This is a genomic window from Paracoccus sp. (in: a-proteobacteria) (assembly GCF_030604785.1).
GTDB lineage: Bacteria > Pseudomonadota > Alphaproteobacteria > Rhodobacterales > Rhodobacteraceae > Paracoccus.
Window position 1 is genome coordinate 18,459 of record NZ_JAUVVF010000036.1, and the last position, 18,236, is coordinate 36,694.

Here is an 18,236-nt window from a genome sequence, read left to right on the forward strand (position 1 = left end):
TTCAGCCGCGCGCTTCGGGATAGCCCACGCGCGCCAGCGCCACGGCGATCTCGTCCAGAATGGCGGGATCGTCGATCGTGGCGGGCATCTTGAAATCCTCGCCATCCGCGATCTTGCACATGGTCGCGCGCAGGATCTTGCCCGACCGGGTCTTAGGCAGCCGGTCCACCACGCATGCGGTCTTGAAGGCCGCGACAGGCCCGATCTGGTCGCGCACCATGCGCACGACTTCGGCCACCACGGTCTCGGGTGCGGTCTCGACGCCCTTCTTCAGGCACAAGAGACCCAGAGGCGCCTGACCCTTCAGCGCATCGGCCACGCCGATCACCGCGCATTCCGCGACGGCGGGATGGGCCGAAAGAACCTCCTCCATAGCGCCGGTGGACAGGCGATGGCCCGCGACGTTGATCACGTCATCGGTGCGCGCCATGATGTAGAGATAGCCGTCCTCGTCCACATAGCCCGCATCGCCCGTCTCGTAATAGCCGGGGAAATGCGCCAGATAGGCCTTGCGGAACCGATCCTCGGCATTCCACAGCGTGGGCAGCGTGCCTGGGGGCAGGGGCAGCCTGATGGCGATGGCGCCAAGCGTGCCGGGGGCGACCGGGTGCCCCGCCTCGTCCAGAACCTGCACGTCATAGCCCGGCATGGGCACCGAGGGGCTGCCCTTCTTCACCGGAAGCAATTCGACGCCAAGCGGGTTCGCGGCGATGGCCCAGCCGGTCTCGGTCTGCCACCAATGGTCGATGACCGGCACGCCCAACTGACGCTCGGCCCAGGTGATCGTGTCGGGATCCGCCCGCTCGCCGGCCAGGAACAGAGCCTTGAGGCCGGACAGGTCGTGGCGGCCGACATGCTCGCCCTCGGGGTCGTCGCGGCGCACCGCGCGGATCGCCGTCGGCGCGGTGAAGAAGCTCTTCACCCCGTGCTCGGCGATCATGCGCCAGAAGGTGCCCGCATCGGGCGTGCCCACGGGCTTGCCCTCGAACACGATGGTGGTCGCGCCGACCAGCAGGGGGCCATAGCAGATGTAGCTGTGCCCCACGACCCAGCCGACATCCGAGGCCGCCCAGAACACGTCGCCCGCGCCGATGTCGTAGACATGGCGCATCGACCAGGCCAGCGCGACCATATGGCCGGCCGTGTGGCGCACCACGCCCTTGGGCTGGCCGGTCGTTCCCGACGTATAGAGGACATAGGCCGGGTGATTGCCCTCGACCGGTTCGCAATCGGCGGGGGTGACGCCGGCCTGGAAGCCGTGCCAGTCCAGATCCCGGCCGGGGATCAGGGCTGCGACCTCTTGTTCGCGCTGGAAGATCACGCAGAAATCGGGTTTGTGGGCTGCCTCGTCGATGGCGCGGTCCAGAAGCGGCTTGTAGTGGACCACCCGCCCCGGCTCGAGCCCACAGGAGGCCGCGATGATCGCGCGCGGCTTTGCGTCGTCGATCCGCACCGCCAGTTCATGCGCGGCGAATCCGCCGAAGACGACCGAATGCACCGCCCCGATCCGCGCGCAGGCCAGCATCGCCTCCAGCGCCTCGGGGATCATCGGCATGTAGATGATGACGCGGTCGCCCTTGGCCACGCCGCGCGCCCGCAATGCGCCTGCCAGGCTGGCCACGCGGGCCTGCAATTCAGCATAGCTGAGCTTGCGGATCGTGCCGGTGATCGGGCTGTCATGGATGATCGCCACGCGGTCGCCATGCCCCGCCTCGACATGGCGGTCCACCGCGTTCCAGCAGGTATTGACGGTCGCATCCGCGAACCACTCGCCCGCCGGGCCCTGGTCGAAATAGGCCTGTTCCGGCGTCTTGGTCCAGTCGATCGCGTTGGCGGCTTCCAGCCAGAACCGCTCGGGGTCTGCCTTCCAGGCGCTGTAGATATCCCGGTATGCCATCGTATGCCCCTCCCTGCATCCTTGGCTGTTTGTTACGCAGGAAGGGGCGTTTGGCGCAACTCTGTTAGCGTGCGATCAGGTCGGTGGCGCACGATTTCCGCCGCGCCGCCGACCCCTGTGAGCTGAATTCTTTGCAAAACCCCAAAGGCTGCAAAACCGCGCCAAAGCGGCGCGGTGTCTTTGCAAAATCCGCCACCATGCGCGGCAATGACGATTCGCAGGCCCCCGGATCAGCCGTAATAGGCGACCGGGGTTCCGGCCAGAACGCTCATGTTCAGAAGCCCGCGCGTGGTGATTGAGGGGGTCACGATATGTGCGCGGTTGCCCATGCCCATCAGGATCGGCCCGACCTCGAGCCCGCCTGCCTTCATCTTCAGCGCGTTTCGCACACCCGATGCCGCATCGGCATTCGAGAAGACCAGGATGTTCGCCGCGCCCTTGAGGCGCGAATCCGGGAAGATGCGGGCGCGGATCTCGGGGTCCAGCGCGCTGTCCACATGCATCTCGCCGTCATACATGAAGTCCGGCTTTTTCGAGTCGAGAAGCTGCATCGCCTCGCGCATCTTGCGCCCCGAGGCGCTGTCGAGATTGCCGAACTGCGAATGGCTGCAAAGCGCAACGCGCGGTGTCAGGCCGAAGCGGCGCACATGGCGCGCGGCGCCGCAGGCCACTTCGGTGATCTGCTCGGGGGTCGGGTCCTGATGGACCTGCGTATCCGCGATGAAAAGCGGCCCGTCCTCGAGGATGATCATCGACAGCGCGCCATGCGGGCGCAGCCCGTCGCGAGCCAGAACCTCGCGGACGTAGCGCAGATGCCACGAGAACTGCCCGAACGTGCCGCAGATCATGCTGTCGGCCTCGTTGCGGTGGACCATGACGGCGCCGATGGCGGTGGTGTTCGTGCGCATGATCGCGCGCGCGATGTCCGGGCTGACGCCGCGCCGTGCCATGAGGCTGTGATATGTTTCCCAATAGTCCCGGTAACGGGGATCGTTCTCGGGGTTCACGATCTCGAAGTCGCGTTCAGGGCGGATCGGCAGGCCGGCGCGTTCGGCGCGCATCGCGATGACCTCGGGACGGCCGATCAGGATCGGAACGTCGGTGGTCTCCTCCAGCATCGCGTTGGCGGCGCGCAGGACGCGCTCGTCCTCGCCCTCGGCAAAGGCGATGCGGCGGGTGGCGGTGGCGGCGGCCTCGAAGACCGGCCGCATGATCATGGCCGAGCGGAAGACCGAGCTGTCGAGCTTCTGCTTGTAGGCCGTAAGATCGGGCAGGGGGCGCGTCGCCACGCCCGATTCCATCGCCGCACGCGCCACCGCGCTGCTGACCACGCCGACCAGACGCGGATCAAACGGCTTCGGGATCAGGTAGTCGGGGCCGAAGGTCAGCGTCTCGCCGCGATAGGCGGCGGCGGCCTCGGCGGCGGTCGTGGCGCGGGCCAGCGCCGCGATGCCTTCGATGCAGGCGATCTTCATCTCGTCGTTGATCGTCGTCGCGCCCACATCCAGCGCGCCGCGGAAAATGAAGGGAAAGCACAGGACGTTGTTCACCTGGTTGGGGTAATCGCTGCGCCCCGTGGCGATGATCGCGTCGGGGGCCACGCTGCGGACCTCGTCGGGCTGGATCTCCGGAGTGGGATTGGCCAGCGCGAAGACGATCGGGCGCGGGGCCATGCGCGCGACCATCTCGGGCTTCAGAACGCCCGGCCCCGACAGGCCCAGGAACAGGTCGGCATCGTCGATCACCTCGGCCAGGGTCCGCTTGTCCGAGGGCTGGGCGTAAGCGGCCTTTTGCGGGTTCATGTCCTCGGCACGGCCCTGATAGACCAGCCCGTGAATGTCGCAGAGCCAGACATTCTCGCGCTTCACGCCCAGCTTCAGCAGCATGTCGAGGCAGGCGATCCCCGCCGCCCCGCCGCCGGTCGAGACGATCTTGATGTCCTCGAACCGCTTGCCGGCGATGCGCAGCGCGTTCGTCGCCGCCGCGCCCACCACGATGGCGGTGCCGTGCTGGTCGTCGTGGAAGACCGGGATGTTCATCCGCTCGCGGCAGATCTTTTCCACGATGAAGCAGTCGGGAGCCTTGATGTCCTCAAGGTTGATGGCGCCGAAGGTCGGTTCCAGCGCGCAGACGATCTCGGCCAGTTTCTCGGGGTCGGGCTCGTTCAGCTCGATGTCGAAACAGTCGATGTTCGCGAATTTCTTGAACAGGACTGCCTTGCCCTCCATCACCGGTTTCGAGGCCAGCGCGCCGATATTGCCGAGGCCCAGAACCGCCGTGCCGTTCGAGACGACCGCGACAAGGTTCCCGCGCGAGGTGTAGCGCGCCGCGTTCGTCGGATCGGCCTTGATTTCCAGACAGGCTTCGGCCACGCCGGGCGAATAGGCCCGCGACAGGTCGCGCCCGTTGGCGAGGGGCTTCGTCGCGCGGATCTCGAGTTTCCCGGGACGCGGAAATTCGTGATAATCCAAGGCCGCCTGTCTGGCGCTGTCCTGCCTGCGTTCTTCCATCTCTGCCCCTCCGGTTTCGGAATTGGTTTACCGTTAAACCATTTCCGCGGCCTCGAACAGACGCGATGTCGCGGGCTTCGGCGCCCCGGCGGAGGCCGTGACGCCGCTGGCGGCTTGCGCGTGTCGCGATGCGGGCGCAAATTGCGGGGAACACGGATGAAAGGCTTGAACATGTCATTGGTCGATGCTGCCCGCGAGGTGCGCGAACGCGCCTATGCCCCCTATTCCCGCTTCAAGGTCGGCGCGGCGATCCGCGCGGCCTCGGGGGCGGTCTACCGGGGCTGCAATGTCGAGAACGTGGCCTATCCCGAAGGCACCTGCGCCGAGGCCGGGGCCATCGCCGCCATGGTCGCCGCAGGCGAGACAGAGCTGGTCGAGGTCGCCGTGATCGCCGACAGCCCCAGCCCCGTGCCGCCCTGCGGCGGCTGCCGCCAGAAACTGGCCGAATTCGGCCGCGCCGATGTGCCGGTGACGCTGGCCACGACGGACGGGACGCTTCTGGAGACCACGATCGGCGGTCTGCTGCCGGGCCGGTTCGATGCCGGCCACATGGACCGCACATGACCGATCCGCGCCCGGTGATTGCGGCGGTGCGCGACGGGCGCGGACTTGACGGTCCGGGCGCGGCGTTGATCGCGCAGGGGCTGGCCGATGGATCGGTCAGCGATGCTCAGGCGGGGGCATTCGCGATGGCGGTGCTGACGCGGGGCCTTGGCGTGCCGGGCCGGGTGGCGCTGACGCGGGCGATGCGCGATTCGGGGCATGTGCTGCAATGGGACCTGTCCGGCCCTGTCGTGGACAAGCACTCGACCGGCGGCATCGGCGACACGGTCAGCCTGATCCTCGCGCCGCTGCTGGCGGCACGGGGCTGTTTCGTGCCGATGATCTCGGGGCGGGGGCTGGGCCATACCGGCGGCACGCTGGACAAGCTCGAGGCGATCCCCGGCTATGTCTGCGACCAGCCCGAGGCCGATTTGCGCCGCATCACCCGTCAGGTCGGCTGCGCCATCGTCGCGGCGACCGGAGAATTCGCGCCCGCGGACCGGCGGCTTTACGCGATCCGCGACGAATCGGGCACGGTGGAATCGATCGACCTGATCACCGCCTCGATCCTGTCCAAGAAACTGGCGGCGGGGCTGGATGCGCTGGTTCTGGACGTGAAATCCGGCTCGGGCGCGATCCTCAAGAAGGCTGACAGCGCCGAAAGGCTGGCCCATGCGCTGGTCGAGACGGCGAATGGCGCGGGCTGCCGCACGGCCGCGCTGATCACCGACATGGACCAGCCTCTGGCCCGCAGCGCCGGCAACGCGCTGGAAGTGGCCGAGGCGATCCGCGTCCTGCAGGGCGAGCCGGGCGCGCTGCGCGACCTGACGCTGGCCCTTGCGGCCGAGGCGCTTGCACTGGCCGGGCAGAACCCCGAGGGGCTGAAGCGCACGCTCGACAGCGGCGCCGCCGCCGAGCGTTTCGCCCGCATGGTTGCCGCGCAGGGTGGTCCTGCCGACCTGCTGGAGCGCCCCGAGGCTCATCTGGCGCGCGCCCCCGTCATCCGCCCCGTGACCGCGCCTGCGGGCCATGTCGCGCGGATCGACGTGGCCGCGCTTGGCCATGCGGTCGTGGCGCTTGGTGGCGGGCGGGTGCGGGCGGGCGAGGCGATCGATCCGCGCGTGGGCCTTGATGCGCTGGCCCGTCTGGGCGAGGCGGTCGGCCCGGACCGGCCGCTGGCCATGGTCCATGCCGCCGACGAGACCGCCGCGGACATCGCCTTCGCCGCCGTCGCGGCCGCCTATCATCTGGGCGAGGCCGCCGATCCCGGCCCGCTGGTCCGCGCGAGGGTCGCCTCGTGAACCGCGCCTTTCTGATCGTGATGGACAGCGTCGGCATCGGCGGCGCCCCCGACGCGGCCTCGTTCTTCAACGAGGGCTTGCCCGATACCGGCGCCAACACGCTGGCCCATATCGCCGCCGCGCATCCCCTGCGGATGCCGGTTCTGGACAGCCTCGGACTGGGCGCGGCGCTGGAACTGGCTTCGGGCGAACACGCGCCGGGGCTGGATGCAAGGCCCTCGGGCTTCTGGGCGGCCGCGACCGAGATCTCGCAGGGCAAGGACACGCCGTCGGGCCATTGGGAGATCGCCTGCGTTCCGGTGCCGTGGCCGTGGCATTATTTCCCCAAGACCGTGCCCAGCTTCCCGCCCGAGATCACGGCCCGCATCCGGGCGCTGGCGGGGACCGAGGGCATCCTGGGCGATTGCCACGCCTCGGGGACCGAGATCATCGACCGCTTCGGCGCCGAGCATCTGCGGACCGGCTGGCCGATCTGCTACACGTCTGCCGACAGCGTGCTGCAGATCGCCGCGCATGAGGAAGCCTTTGGCCTCGACCGGCTGATCGCACTCTGCCGCGATGTTGCGCCGATGCTGCACGAGATGCGCGTGGGTCGCGTGATCGCGCGCCCCTTCCGTGGCCAGCCGGGCGCGTTTCAGCGAACCGCGAACCGCCGCGATTTCGCCATCGCGCCGCCGGGCGACACGATCCTCGGCATCGCGCACAGGGCAGGGCGCGTCACCCATGCGGTGGGCAAGATCGGCGACATCTTCAGCCATCGCGGCATCACCCATCAGCACAAGGGCTCGGATGCGGAACTGGCCGACCACCTGATCCGCCTTGGCCGCACAGCCGAGCCGGGCAGCTTGACCTTCGCCAATTTCGTCGAATTCGACGCAGCCTTCGGCCATCGCCGCGACATTCCGGGCTATGCGGCCCATCTGGAATGGTTCGATACGGTGGCCGGCCGGTTTCTGGCGACCCTGCGGCCGGGCGATCTGGCCGTCTTCACCGCCGATCACGGCAACGACCCGTCCTGGCACGGCACCGACCACACGCGCGAACGCGTGCCGGTCCTGGTGCATGGCGCGGGGCGGGGCGGAGCCGGGCTGGTCGGCTTTTCCGATATCGGCGCCTCGGTGCTGGCCCATCTGGGCCTGCCCGCTGCCGCACATGGGACATCCTTTCTATGAAGAAGACCGAAATCCACCTGCATCTTGAAGGCGCCGCGCCGCCCGATTTCATCCGTGCGCTGGCCAAGGAAAAGGGCGCCGACCTGACCGGCGTCTTCGACGAACGCGGCGCCTATGCCTATCAGGGCTTCGAGGGCTTCCTGCGCTGCTACGAGGCCGCGACGGCCGTCCTGAAGACCCCCCGCGACTATGCCCGCCTGCTGGCCGAGGTGCTGGAACGCAGCGCCGAAGAGGGCGTGATCTATACCGAGTTCTTCGTCTCGCCCGAATTCTGCGGCGGCGGCGATCTGTCTGCATGGCGCGATTATCTGGCCGCCATGACCGAGGTGGCCGACAAGGCCCGCGCCCAAGGCATCGAAAGCCGCGGCATCGTCACGATCATCCGCCATTTCGGCCCCGAACGCGCCCGCCTGACCGCGCGCTGCGCCGCCGAGACCGCTTCGGCCGACTGGACCGGCTGGGTCACGGGCTTCGGCATGGGCGGGGCCGAGCAGATGCACAAGGCCACCGATTTCGCCTGGAGCTACGACTGCGCGCGCGAGGCCGGGCTTGGCCTGACCTGCCATGCGGGCGAATGGGGCGGGCCCGCCTCGATCCGCGAGGCGCTGGCGCTCGGCTGCACGCGGATCGGCCACGGCGTGCAGGCGATCGAGGATGCCGAACTGATGCGCGACCTGCGCGAGGCCGAGGTCACGCTCGAGGTCTGCCCCGGCTCGAACGTGGCGCTTGGGGTCGTGCCGGACTGGGCCGCCCATCCCATCGCGCGGCTGGCCGATGCGGGGCTGCGCGTCACCGTCTCGACCGATGATCCGCCCTTCTTCCACACCACGATGCGGGATGAATACGACCGGCTTGCCTCGACCTTCGGCTGGGGCGATACGGAGTTCCGACAGATCAATCTCTGGGCGCTGGAGGCCGCTTTCTGCGACAAGGCCACCCGCGACCGCCTGATGAAGGACTTTGCCTGATGCAGCACCTCACCGTCGTCGATCACCCGCTGGTGCAGCACAAGCTGTCGATCATGCGCCAGAAGGACGTGTCCACCGCCGGTTTCCGCCGCCTTCTGCGCGAGATCAGCCTGCTTCTGGCCTATGAGGTCACGCGCGAGCTGGAACTGACCTCGACCCGGATCGAGACGCCGCTTTGCGAGATGGACGCCCCCACGCTCGAGGGAAAGAAGCTGGCTCTGATCTCGATCCTGCGGGCGGGCAACGGACTTCTCGACGGCATCCTCGAGCTGATTCCCGGCGCGCGCGTGGGCTTTGTCGGCCTCTATCGCGACCCCGAGACGCTGAAGCCCGTCGAATATTACTGCAAGGTCCCGCGCGAGCTGGATGCACGCATGACGATCGTCGTCGATCCGATGCTGGCGACCGGCAATTCCTCGGTCGCGGCCATCGACATGCTGAAGGAGCGGGGCGCGAAAAACCTGCGATTCCTTTGCCTTCTGGCCGCACCCGAGGGCGTGGCGCGGATGCGCGGCGCCCATCCCGACGTGCCGATCTTCACCGCAGCGCTGGACGAACGGCTGGACGATCACGGCTATATCGTGCCGGGTCTGGGGGATGCGGGCGACCGGATGTTCGGCACAAAATAGCGGCCGTTAACCGGGCGTTCACGCCCCTGCGCTAATCCTTGTCGCAGTTTGCGGCAAGGTGGTTCCATGATGCGTGTTCCGGTTCTCTTGGCATTGCTGCTGGCCGCTTCGGCCTTGCAGGCCGCCCCGGTCCCGCCGCCGCCCGGCGATTTCGCGGGGCGGCAATATATCGACGGGCAGGGCTGCGTGTTCCAGCGGAGCGATGCGGGCTGGCAGGCGCGCCTTGACGGTGGAGGCCAGCCGCTCTGTGGCTTCCCGCCCAGTATCGAGATGCGGCGCCTCGATCCCGACAGTACTCATGTGCTGCGCGATGACGCGCCTGAACCCCCGGCCGATCCCGCCGCCCTGTTGGCCGAGCGACTGGCCGAGGAATTGCGTCAGGCCGATCTGGCCGAACCCGTGCCAAAGCCGGCGCCGGCATCCGCCGCGCCCTCGGCCCTGGGAGAACAGATCGCGGTCAGCCTTTCCCTGCAGCAGCGCGCCGCCGTGCAGCGCAATGCCGGCTCCGGCATGCCCGCTGATCTGTGCCGTCGCCTGGGCTATGGCGATCCGCCGGTCGATGGGGGCGTGCCGGACCCGACGGGCTTCTGCCCCGGCCTTCGCCCGCCCGCGCCCGCCGTGCTGGTGCAGGATCGCGCGCCCGCAACCCGCGCGAACCCGGCCCCGGCGCGCCCTGCCGCCGCCCCGCCGTCTCGCGGTCGCGCGGCATCGCCGCCGACGCGGCAGGCAGGCGCCGAACCGTCGCGGCCGGTTGCCAACCCGGGCGTCGAGATGATTCCGGCTCATGCGCGCTATGTGCAGATCGGTGTGTTCCTTCCGGACGAGGCCGACCGCGCGATCCGCGCTCTGGCCGCCAAGGGCCTGCCCGCCGTCCGGCTGCGGGCCGAGGCGAACCGGCCCGTCGTCATCATGGCCGGCCCTTTTGGCGACCGGCAGGCCCTGATCGGCGCGCTGAACCGCTTGCGTGCCGAGGGCTGGCCGGGCGCCGTCGCCCGCTGATCAGGCGGTCCGGACCGCCTCGATCATGCGCGCGACATTGTCGGGATCGGCATCCGGCGTGATGCCGTGGCCCAGGTTGAAGATGTGCGGGCCGCCCCGGAAGGCGCGGGTGATCCGCTGCGCCTCGGCGACCAGTCCCGGGCCGCCCGTCACCATTTGCTGCGGCGCCAGATTGCCCTGAACGCAGCCATCCGCCTGCACATGGCTGGCAGCCCATTCGGCGGACACGGAATTGTCCAGCGCGACGCAATCCGCGCCGGTCGCCTTGGCGAAGCCGATGTAGCGCTGCCCGGCCTCGCGCGGGAAGGCGATGATGGGCACGCCCGGATGGCGCGCCTTGAGGGTGGCGATGATCCGCCGTGCGGGCTCGACCGCGAAATCGTCGAAATCCTGACCCTTCAGGCTGCCCGCCCAACTGTCGAACAGCTTGACGACTTCGGCCCCCGCCTCGATCTGGCGCGAGAGATAGGCGATCGTCGCCTCGGTGATCAGGTCGATCAACCGCACGAAGCTGCCGCGGTCGGCATCCTTCAGCGCATGGGCCGGCGCCTGGTCGGGCGTGCCGCGACCGGCCACCATATAGGTGGCGACCGTCCAGGGCGCGCCGGCGAAACCGATCAGCGTCGTCTCGGCCGGAAGCTCGCGCCGCAGGATGCGGACGGTCTCGTAGATCGGGGACAGCGTCTCGTGGATCGCCTCGGCGGGTTTCAGCGCGTCCAGATCGGCGGCCGAGCGGATCTGGCTGAGCCGCGGCCCCTCGCCGGTCACGAACCACAGATCCGCGCCAAGCGCCTGGGGCACAAGCAGGATGTCGGCAAACAGGATCGCCGCGTCGAAACCGTAGCGCCGTATGGGTTGCAGCGTCACCTCGGCGGCCAGTTCGGGATTGTAGCACAGCGACAGGAAGTCGCCCGCCTGGGCGCGGGTCGCGCGGTATTCCGGCAGGTAGCGCCCGGCCTGACGCATCATCCAGATCGGCGGGGTCGGCAATGTCTCGCCCGCCAGGGCACGCAGCAGAAGTTTGGTCATGACGCCTCCTCCGCCCCTTCAAAGCGAGGGACGGGGCGTTGTCAAGCAGCGGGCGGGCGGCTATGGCGGGGGGCATGACACACTTCCCTGACCCCACCCGCCCGCTCAGGATCGGAACCCGCGGCTCGGCCCTGGCGCTGGCCCAGGCGCATGAGACGCGCGACCGCCTGATGGAAGCGCATGGCCTGCCCGAGGAGGCGTTCCGGATCGTGGTCATCAAGACCACCGGCGACCGGATCCTGGACCGTCCCCTCAGCGAGATCGGCGGCAAGGGGCTGTTCACCCGCGAGATCGAGGAGGCGATGCTGTCGGGCGAGATCGACATCGCCGTCCACTCGATGAAGGACATGCCGACCCTGCAGCCCGAGGGGCTGGTGATCGACTGCTTCCTGCCGCGCGAGGATGTGCGGGACGCCTTCATCTCGCCGCATCACGCCTCGATCGACGCCTTGCCGCAGGGCGCCATCGTCGGATCGTCCAGCCTGCGCCGGCGCGCGCAGCTGGCCCATCGCCGCCCGGATCTTCGGCTGGTCGAGTTTCGCGGCAATGTGCAGACGCGCCTTCAGAAGCTGCAGGACGGCGTGGCTGTGGCCACCTTCCTAGCGATGGCGGGGCTGTCGCGTCTGGGCCTGACCGGGATCGCGCGCAGCCCGGTGGAGCCGTCGCAGATGCTGCCGGCCGTGGCGCAGGGCGCGATCGGGGTCGAGCGCCGGCGAGACGACGAGATCGCCGCGACGTTGCTTGCCCCCATCAACGACGCGCCCACCGAGCTGCGCGTTCTGGCCGAACGAGCCTTCCTGGCGCGTCTGGACGGATCCTGCCAGACCCCCATCGCCGCGCTGGCCGAATTGTCGGGCGACCGGCTGGTCCTGCGCGGAGAGATCCTGCGGCCAGACGGGACCGAGGTCCATGCCGATAGTCGCGCAGGCGATGCGGCTGAGGGCGTGGCGATGGGCGACGATCTGGCGCGGGCGCTGCTGTCGCGCGCGGGGCCGGGCTTTCTGGCCGGGGGCTGAGCGCGCCCCTCGCAAGCCTCAATAGCTGCGGATCAGACCGACCAGACGGCCCTGAACCCGGACGCGGTCCTGCGGCAGGACGCGCGTCTCATAGGCCGGGTTCGCCGCCTCGAGCGCGATCATCGCGCCCTTGCGGCGATAGCGTTTCAGCGTCGCCTCCTGCCCGTCGACCAGCGCCACCACGATATCGCCATTCTCGGCGGTGTCCTGTTCGCGGATCACGACGACATCGCCGTCATTGATCCCGGCCTCGATCATCGAATCGCCCGTCACCTCGAGCGCATAGTGATGTTCGCGGCCGGTCAGCATGGTGCCCGGCACTGCGACGTGGTGACTGACCTCGCTGATCGCCTCGATCGGGACGCCGGCCGCGATGCGGCCCATCAGCGGCAGATCGACCGCGGGACTGTCCACCACCGACATCGCGCCGCGCGGCCGCAGAGAGCGGCTGCCCTGCACGACGCGCGGGCTGAACCCCTCGGCCGCGGGGGCGGAAGGCTCGTCTCGGGGCATCAGCGCGTCGGGAAGCCGCACGATTTCCAGCGCGCGGGCGCGGTGGGGCAGGCGGCGGATGAAGCCGCGTTCCTCGAGCGCGGTCACCAGCCGGTGGATGCCGGATTTCGAGCGCAGGTCCAGCGCGTCCTTCATCTCGTCGAACGAGGGCGGCACCCCGTCGCGGCCCATGCGCTTCTGTATGAATTCCAGCAACTGGATCTGCTTCTTCGTCAGCATGGCCCGCAATCCCCCAAAAGTTCTGTTATTGTTCTAGACGAACAGGCGAATCTCGTCAACAAACTGAGCAGATCAGGGTGAAGAAAGCGTTAATCGTCAGGGACCAAGCGGGATGTAATCGAGGGTTTCGCCCACCTCGCGGGCGGCGTCGCCTGCGGGGCGGATCAGCAGCGCATCGGCAGAGGACAGGACCGACAGCAGCGCGGAATCCTGGTTGTCGAACGGGTCGGCTAGGGGCAGATCATCGCCCGGAATCAGTCGCGCGCGCAGGTAGTGTTCGCGGGGCCCCTCCGGGGGCAGTGGGCGGGCAAGCCTGGCGCGCAGACGTCGGGGCCCGGGCATCAGTCCTTGCATGGCGCGCAGCAGAGGCTGCATGAACAGGATCCCGCAAGTGACTGCCGAGACAGGATTTCCGGGCAGTCCCAGCAAGGGCATTCCGGCCAGCCGGCCCGACAGGAGCGGTTTGCCCGGGCGCATCGAAATCTTGTGGAAATCGCGCTCAAAGCCCTGATCTTCTGCGATCTTTCCGATCAGATCATGATCTCCGACCGACGCGCCGCCGATCGTCACCAGAAGATCGGCGCCGCGCGCGGCATCGAGGGCCCTCTGCAGGTCTTCGGCCGTATCGCGGGCGATGGGAAGAACGCGCGGCAATCCGCCGGCCTCGGCGGCAAGGGCAGCGATTGCCAGATCGTTCGAGCTGATGATCTGCCCCTCGCCGGGTGTAGCGCCGGGCGCCACCAATTCGTCGCCGGTCGCCAGGATGGCGACGACCGGCTGCCGGGCGACCCGGATGTGCGGGACGTTCATCGCCGCAAGAAGCCCGACATCCGCTGCCGACAGCCGCCGCCCCGGCGCCAGACGGTGGCCGGCTGCAAAATCGCCGCCGCGCGGACGGATATGGCGGCCGGCCGAAGGGCTTGTGACCGTCACCCGGTCGCCGTCGCGCTGCGTGTTCTCCTGCATCTCGACGCGGTCGTAGAAGGCGGGGACAGGCGCGCCGGTAAAGATGCGGATCGCGGTGCCGGGGCGCGGGGTGCCGCGCCAGGGATGGCCTGCGGCGGCCTCTCCGATGATCTCGAGCGGGCCAGGCAGGTCGGCCTCGCGCAGGGCGTAGCCATCCATCGCCGCGCTGTCAAAAGGTGGCTGGGTGAGGGCGGTCGCCGGGGCGTCCAGCAGCGCCCGCCCATAGGCCGCGTCCAGTGCGACAGTCTCGGCGCGCGGGGCGGGGGCCAGTGCCAGGACGCGGGCCAGGGCCTCGGCGACGGTGATCATGGTTCGGCCCGGTAGGGTCCGGACTTGCCGCCGGTCTTGGAGAGCAGCCTTATCCCACTGATCTCCATCCCTTTTTCAGCCGCCTTGAGCATGTCGTAGATGGTCAGGCAGGCCGTGGTGACGGCGGTCAGCGCCTCCATCTCGACGCCAGTCGGGCCGGTCGTGCGGACGGTCGCCGTCACACGGATGCCGGGCAGCGCCGGATCGGCGTCCAGCTCCAGCGAGACCTTGGACAGGGGCAGCGGATGGCAGAGCGGGATCAGATCGGCGGTGCGCTTCGCGCCCATGATCCCCGCCAGCCGCGCGACCCCCAGCACGTCACCCTTGGCCGCGCCCCCCTGGGTAAGGGCCAGCGTCTCGGGCGTCATGCGAACGACCCCCTCGGCCACGGCCTCGCGCAGCGTGGCGGGCTTGGCCGACACGTCAACCATATGGGCCTGACCCGACTGGTCGAAATGCGTCAGGCTCATGCCGCGACATCCAGGATGGCGCGGGTGGCCGCGGTCACGTCGGCCTGCCGCATCAGGCTTTCGCCGATCAGGAAGCGCCGGGCGCCGATCTGCATCATCGCGCCCAGATCGGCGGGCGTGAACAGGCCGCTTTCGCAGACAAGCTGCCGGTCGGCCGGGATGCGGGGCGCCAGATCACGGGTCACGTCCAGCGTCACCTCGAAGGTCTTGAGGTTGCGGTTGTTCACCCCGATCAGCGGCGATTTCAGCGCCAGCGCGCGGTCCAGTTCCTCGGCGTCATGCACCTCGATCAGCACATCCATGCCCCAATGGATCGCGGCGTCCTCCAGATCGCGGGCCAGCGAATCCTCGACCGAGGCCATGATGATCAGGATGCAATCGGCGCCCCAGGCGCGGGCCTCGGCCACCTGATAGGTGTCATAAAGGAAATCCTTGCGCAGCGCGGGCAGGTCGCAGGCCGCGCGGGCGGCGGTCAGATATTCGGGGGCGCCCTGAAAGCTGGGGCCGTCGGTCAGCACCGACAGGCAGGCCGCCCCGCCCGCCTGATAGGCGCGGGCCAGGGCGGGGGGGTCGAAATCGGGGCGGATCAGACCCTTGGAGGGGCTGGCCTTCTTGATCTCGGCGATCAGCGCCGGGCCGGTCTCTGCGGCGCGGTCGAGGGCGCGGGCAAAGCCGCGCGGGGCATCGGCGGCGCGCGCCTGCGCCTCCAAGTCGGCCAGCGGACGGGCCGCGCGGGCGGCGGCGATCTCGTCCAGCTTGTAGGCCTTGATCTTGTCGAGAATGTTCATGCCCCGGTTCTAGCCGCACGGGCCGTCCGGGGGAAGGGGGCGGATCAGCTGGTCCAGTCGATCCGGCCCCGACCCGATGCGGCCAGCCAGTCGTTGATCCGGCTGAAGGGGCGTGAGCCGAAAAAGCCCCGTCGCGCCGAAAGCGGCGAGGGATGGGCGCTGGCGATGGTCAGATCGCCCTCGCGCGGCAGGCCGGCCAGCGCCTTCTGCGCGTGGTTGCCCCACATCAGGAAGGCCAGCGGACCGTGCTTCTGCGCCTCGGCCACGGCCTGCCGGGCCAGCCGGTCCCAGCCCCAGCCCGCATGCGCCCCCGCCTGACCCGGCAGCACGCTGAGCGAGGTGTTGAGCAGCAAGACTCCCTGTTCTGCCCAGAAGGACAGATCGCCATTCGCGGGAACGCCGCCCAGATCGGCTTGCAACTCCTTGAAGATGTTGGCCAGAGACCGAGGCAAGGCCACGCCGCGTTCCACCGAAAAGGCCAGCCCGTTGGCATGGCCCGGTGTCGGATAGGGGTCCTGTCCCAGGATCACGACGCGCACCTTTTCGGGCGGCGTGGCCTCCAGCGCGGCGAACAGGCGCTCGGGTCCGGGCAGAAAATCGGGCAGGGCGGCCAGCCGGTCGCTGATGGCGGGCCATTCGGTGCGGAAAAAGGGCAGATGCGCCCAGGCAGCGGGCGGGGTCACGATTCGGGCGCGCCGGTGACCTCGGCCAAGGTGGCCAGCCGGGCGCGGGCGGCGCCGCTGTCGATCGACTGCGCGGCCATCGCCGCCCCCTCGCGCAGGTCGGGCACGCGCCCCGCGATCAGCAGGGCCGCCGCCGCGTTCAGCAGGACCGCATCGCGATAGGCGCCGGTCTCGCCCTCAAGCAGGGCGCGGAAGGCGCGCGCGTTCTCGGCAGGCTCGCCGCCGATGATCGATTCGAAGGGGTGGCGGGGAAGGCCCGCATCTTCGGGCGTGACGGTGAATTCCTCGATCCGGCCATCCTTCAGCGCCACGACGCGGGTTTCGCCCGCGATGGTGATCTCGTCGGTGCCGTCGCTGCCATGGACCAGCCAGGCGGCATCGCTGCCCAGATCGCGCAGCACCTCGGCCATCGGGCGCAGCCAGGCGGTCGAGAAGGCGCCGGTCAGCTGGCGGCGCACGCCCGCCGGATTGGTCAGCGGCCCCAGCAGGTTGAAGATCGTGCGGGTGCCCAGTTCCGCGCGGGGCGGGCCGACATGGCGCATCGCGGGGTGGTGCATCGGCGCCATCATGAAGCAGATGCCCGCGCCCGTGATCGCCTGCTGCGCCACGGCCGGGCCGCCCATCACGTTGATCCCCATCTGCGTCAGCGCATCCGCCGCGCCGGATTTCGACGACAGGTTGCGGTTGCCGTGCTTGGCGACCGGCACGCCCGCCCCCGCCACGACAAAGGCCGTCGCGGTCGAGATGTTCAGCGTGCCCTTGCCGTCGCCCCCCGTGCCGACGATGTCCATCGCGCCATCAGGCGCAGTGATCCGGTTCATGCGCGCACGCATCGCACCTGCGGCGGCGGCGATCTCTTCGACCGTCTCGCCGCGCACGCGCAGCGCCATCAGCAGGCCGCCGATCTGGGCAGGGGTGGCGGCGCCGTCGAACAGCGCGGAAAAAGCCTCGGTCGCCTCTGCGCCGGTTAGGGCGCGTTCGGCGGCAATGCCGATCAGGGGCCGGATGTCGGTCATGCGGCGTCCTTGCGGGCCGCGCAGCGGTCGAGGAAGTTGCGGATCATCTCGTGCCCGTATTCCGAGGCGATGGATTCGGGGTGGAACTGCACGCCCTCGATCGGCAGCGCCTCGTGGATCAGGCCCATGATCGTGCCGTCATCCGAGGTCGCGGTGACGCGAAGGCAATTGGGCAGCGTCTCGGGCTGGACGGTCAGCGAATGATAGCGCGTCGCGTTCAGGGGCGAGGGCAGGCCGGTGAAGACCCCCGTGCCGTCATGGCTTATCGCATCGACCTTGCCGTGCAGGATGCGGTTGGCGCGCACGACATGGCCGCCGAAGGCCTCGCCGATGGCCTGGTGGCCCAGGCAGACGCCGAACAGGGGCACGGCGCGTTCCGCCGCCGCCCGGATCAGGTCGAGGCAGATCCCCGCCTGCGCGGGATCGCAGGGGCCGGGCGAGATCACGATGCCCTCGGGCGCCATGTCCAGCGCCTCGTCCACGGTGATCTGGTCGTTGCGGCGCACCATGACCTCGGCCCCGGCTTCGCCCATGTAATGGACGAGGTTCCAGGTGAAGCTGTCGTAATTGTCGATCAGAAGGATCATGATGCACCCGTCTCAGGCAGTTCGGGGCCTTGGCATGGGGGCGGTTTCCCCCCGCGAAAGCGTCGGCTATAGATGGGCCAAAGCGCGACCAAGGGTCAAGAGCGGCATTCACCTTGCCCCTTCGGCGGCAGGGACAGGCAGCGTTGAGGCAGAGCGATTCGGCGCGGGAAGAAGGGCAGATGGCAGGCGGGTTCTTTCGTGGGGTGATCCATGGCGCGGGTGCGGCTGCGGTGCTGATCGTGGCGGGTTCGCTGGTTCTGCCGCTGCCCGAGCCGCCTGCGGATGTGCTTTCCGACCCGCTGCCGACCGCGCCCGAGACGCAGCCCGCCGTGCCTGAACCCGCACCTTCCGAGGGCGGTCCAGCCCTCGGGACGCTGGATCTGCCGGTCGGGTCCGAATTCGGCCGGTCGGGCGATCTGCCACCGCGTCTGCCCGCGCCCGTCAGCGGCACGGCGGCCTTGCCTGCGCCTGCGCCCGCCATCGCCCCCCCGGCCGCAGAGCCCGCGCCGGTCGCCGCGACCGGTGGCAACGAGCCGCCCGAGACCGCGCCCGATCCCGATGCGCCCTCGCGCGGCCAGCCCCTGCCTGTGGCCGACAGCCCCGCGCTGGACCTGCCCGGCG

General features: G+C 69.3%; 17 protein-coding genes and 1 pseudogene. 8 read left to right on the plus strand and 10 right to left on the minus strand.

Annotated elements, in window-relative coordinates; translation table 11 throughout:
• Nucleotide 1: 1 nt before the first annotated feature.
• Complete coding sequence (locus QAR72_RS11995; RefSeq protein ID WP_304617614.1) at nt 2-1,897, minus strand: propionyl-CoA synthetase; 1,896 nt, start codon at nt 1,895-1,897, stop codon at nt 2-4.
• Between the two features lie 230 nt (nt 1,898-2,127).
• Nucleotides 2,128-4,407, minus strand: a complete 2,280-nt coding sequence (locus tag QAR72_RS12000) for an NADP-dependent malic enzyme (RefSeq protein ID WP_304617615.1) — start codon at nt 4,405-4,407, stop codon at nt 2,128-2,130.
• A 171-nt stretch (nt 4,408-4,578) separates the two neighbouring features.
• Between QAR72_RS12000 and QAR72_RS12005 the strand changes: the two genes are divergently transcribed.
• From QAR72_RS12005 to QAR72_RS12030, 6 genes are all read left to right on the plus strand, one after another.
• Nucleotides 4,579-4,971 (plus strand): cytidine deaminase, encoded by a 393-nt coding sequence (locus QAR72_RS12005; RefSeq protein ID WP_304617616.1) that lies wholly within the window; start codon nt 4,579-4,581, stop codon nt 4,969-4,971.
• A complete protein-coding gene (locus tag QAR72_RS12010; protein ID WP_304617617.1) occupies nt 4,968-6,251 on the plus strand; it encodes a thymidine phosphorylase in 1,284 nt (427 codons plus the stop codon). The genes QAR72_RS12005 and QAR72_RS12010 overlap by 4 nt, the downstream gene beginning before the upstream one ends.
• Nucleotides 6,248-7,423, plus strand: a complete 1,176-nt coding sequence (locus QAR72_RS12015) for a phosphopentomutase (protein WP_304617618.1) — start codon at nt 6,248-6,250, stop codon at nt 7,421-7,423. The genes QAR72_RS12010 and QAR72_RS12015 overlap by 4 nt, the downstream gene beginning before the upstream one ends.
• Entirely contained in the window at nt 7,411-8,391 is a 981-nt protein-coding gene (locus QAR72_RS12020) for an adenosine deaminase (protein WP_304617631.1), read from the plus strand. Before QAR72_RS12015 ends, QAR72_RS12020 begins: the two co-directional genes overlap by 13 nt.
• Entirely contained in the window at nt 8,391-9,020 is a 630-nt protein-coding gene (gene upp / locus QAR72_RS12025) for a uracil phosphoribosyltransferase (protein WP_304617619.1), read from the plus strand. Before QAR72_RS12020 ends, upp begins: the two co-directional genes overlap by 1 nt.
• A 66-nt stretch (nt 9,021-9,086) precedes the next feature.
• On the plus strand, nt 9,087-10,019 hold the full coding sequence (locus tag QAR72_RS12030) for an SPOR domain-containing protein (protein WP_304617620.1): 933 nt from the start codon (nt 9,087-9,089) through the stop codon (nt 10,017-10,019).
• Here the strand turns inward: QAR72_RS12030 and hemE are convergent, their stop codons facing one another.
• The gene (hemE, locus tag QAR72_RS12035) at nt 10,020-11,048 is read right to left on the minus strand and encodes a uroporphyrinogen decarboxylase (protein ID WP_304617621.1); all 1,029 of its coding nucleotides are present in this window, start codon (nt 11,046-11,048) and stop codon (nt 10,020-10,022) included.
• Between the two features lie 74 nt (nt 11,049-11,122).
• Here hemE and hemC point away from each other — a divergent pair, with 74 nt between their 5' ends.
• Nucleotides 11,123-12,064, plus strand: coding sequence for a hydroxymethylbilane synthase (gene hemC / locus QAR72_RS12040; RefSeq protein ID WP_304617622.1), 942 nt, complete (start codon nt 11,123-11,125; stop codon nt 12,062-12,064).
• A gap of 18 nt (nt 12,065-12,082) precedes the next feature.
• Here hemC and lexA read toward each other — a convergent pair whose 3' ends face one another.
• The 7 genes from lexA to QAR72_RS12075 form a co-directional block, all read right to left on the minus strand.
• On the minus strand, nt 12,083-12,796 hold the full coding sequence (lexA, locus tag QAR72_RS12045) for a transcriptional repressor LexA (RefSeq protein WP_304617623.1): 714 nt from the start codon (nt 12,794-12,796) through the stop codon (nt 12,083-12,085).
• 96 nt (nt 12,797-12,892) lie between these two features.
• Nucleotides 12,893-14,071, minus strand: a complete 1,179-nt coding sequence (locus QAR72_RS12050) for a molybdopterin molybdotransferase MoeA (RefSeq protein ID WP_304617624.1) — start codon at nt 14,069-14,071, stop codon at nt 12,893-12,895.
• Nucleotides 14,068-14,541 carry a cyclic pyranopterin monophosphate synthase MoaC gene (moaC, locus tag QAR72_RS12055; RefSeq protein WP_304617625.1) on the minus strand — a complete coding sequence of 158 codons (474 nt, stop codon included), beginning with the start codon at nt 14,539-14,541 and terminating at the stop codon, nt 14,068-14,070. The genes QAR72_RS12050 and moaC overlap by 4 nt, the downstream gene beginning before the upstream one ends.
• Nucleotides 14,538-15,329 carry an indole-3-glycerol phosphate synthase TrpC gene (gene trpC / locus QAR72_RS12060; RefSeq protein WP_304617626.1) on the minus strand — a complete coding sequence of 264 codons (792 nt, stop codon included), beginning with the start codon at nt 15,327-15,329 and terminating at the stop codon, nt 14,538-14,540. Before trpC ends, moaC begins: the two co-directional genes overlap by 4 nt.
• Before the next feature lie 44 nt (nt 15,330-15,373).
• Nucleotides 15,374-16,012, minus strand: coding sequence for a uracil-DNA glycosylase (locus QAR72_RS12065; RefSeq protein ID WP_304617627.1), 639 nt, complete (start codon nt 16,010-16,012; stop codon nt 15,374-15,376).
• Nucleotides 16,009-17,028, minus strand: a complete 1,020-nt coding sequence (trpD, locus tag QAR72_RS12070) for an anthranilate phosphoribosyltransferase (protein ID WP_304617628.1) — start codon at nt 17,026-17,028, stop codon at nt 16,009-16,011. The genes QAR72_RS12065 and trpD overlap by 4 nt, the downstream gene beginning before the upstream one ends.
• Entirely contained in the window at nt 17,025-17,615 is a 591-nt protein-coding gene (locus QAR72_RS12075; protein WP_304617629.1) for an anthranilate synthase component II, read from the minus strand. Before QAR72_RS12075 ends, trpD begins: the two co-directional genes overlap by 4 nt.
• 179 nt (nt 17,616-17,794) lie before the next feature.
• Here QAR72_RS12075 and QAR72_RS12080 point away from each other — a divergent pair.
• Nucleotides 17,795-18,236 (plus strand): annotated as a pseudogene (locus QAR72_RS12080) (hypothetical protein); the annotation flags it as partial.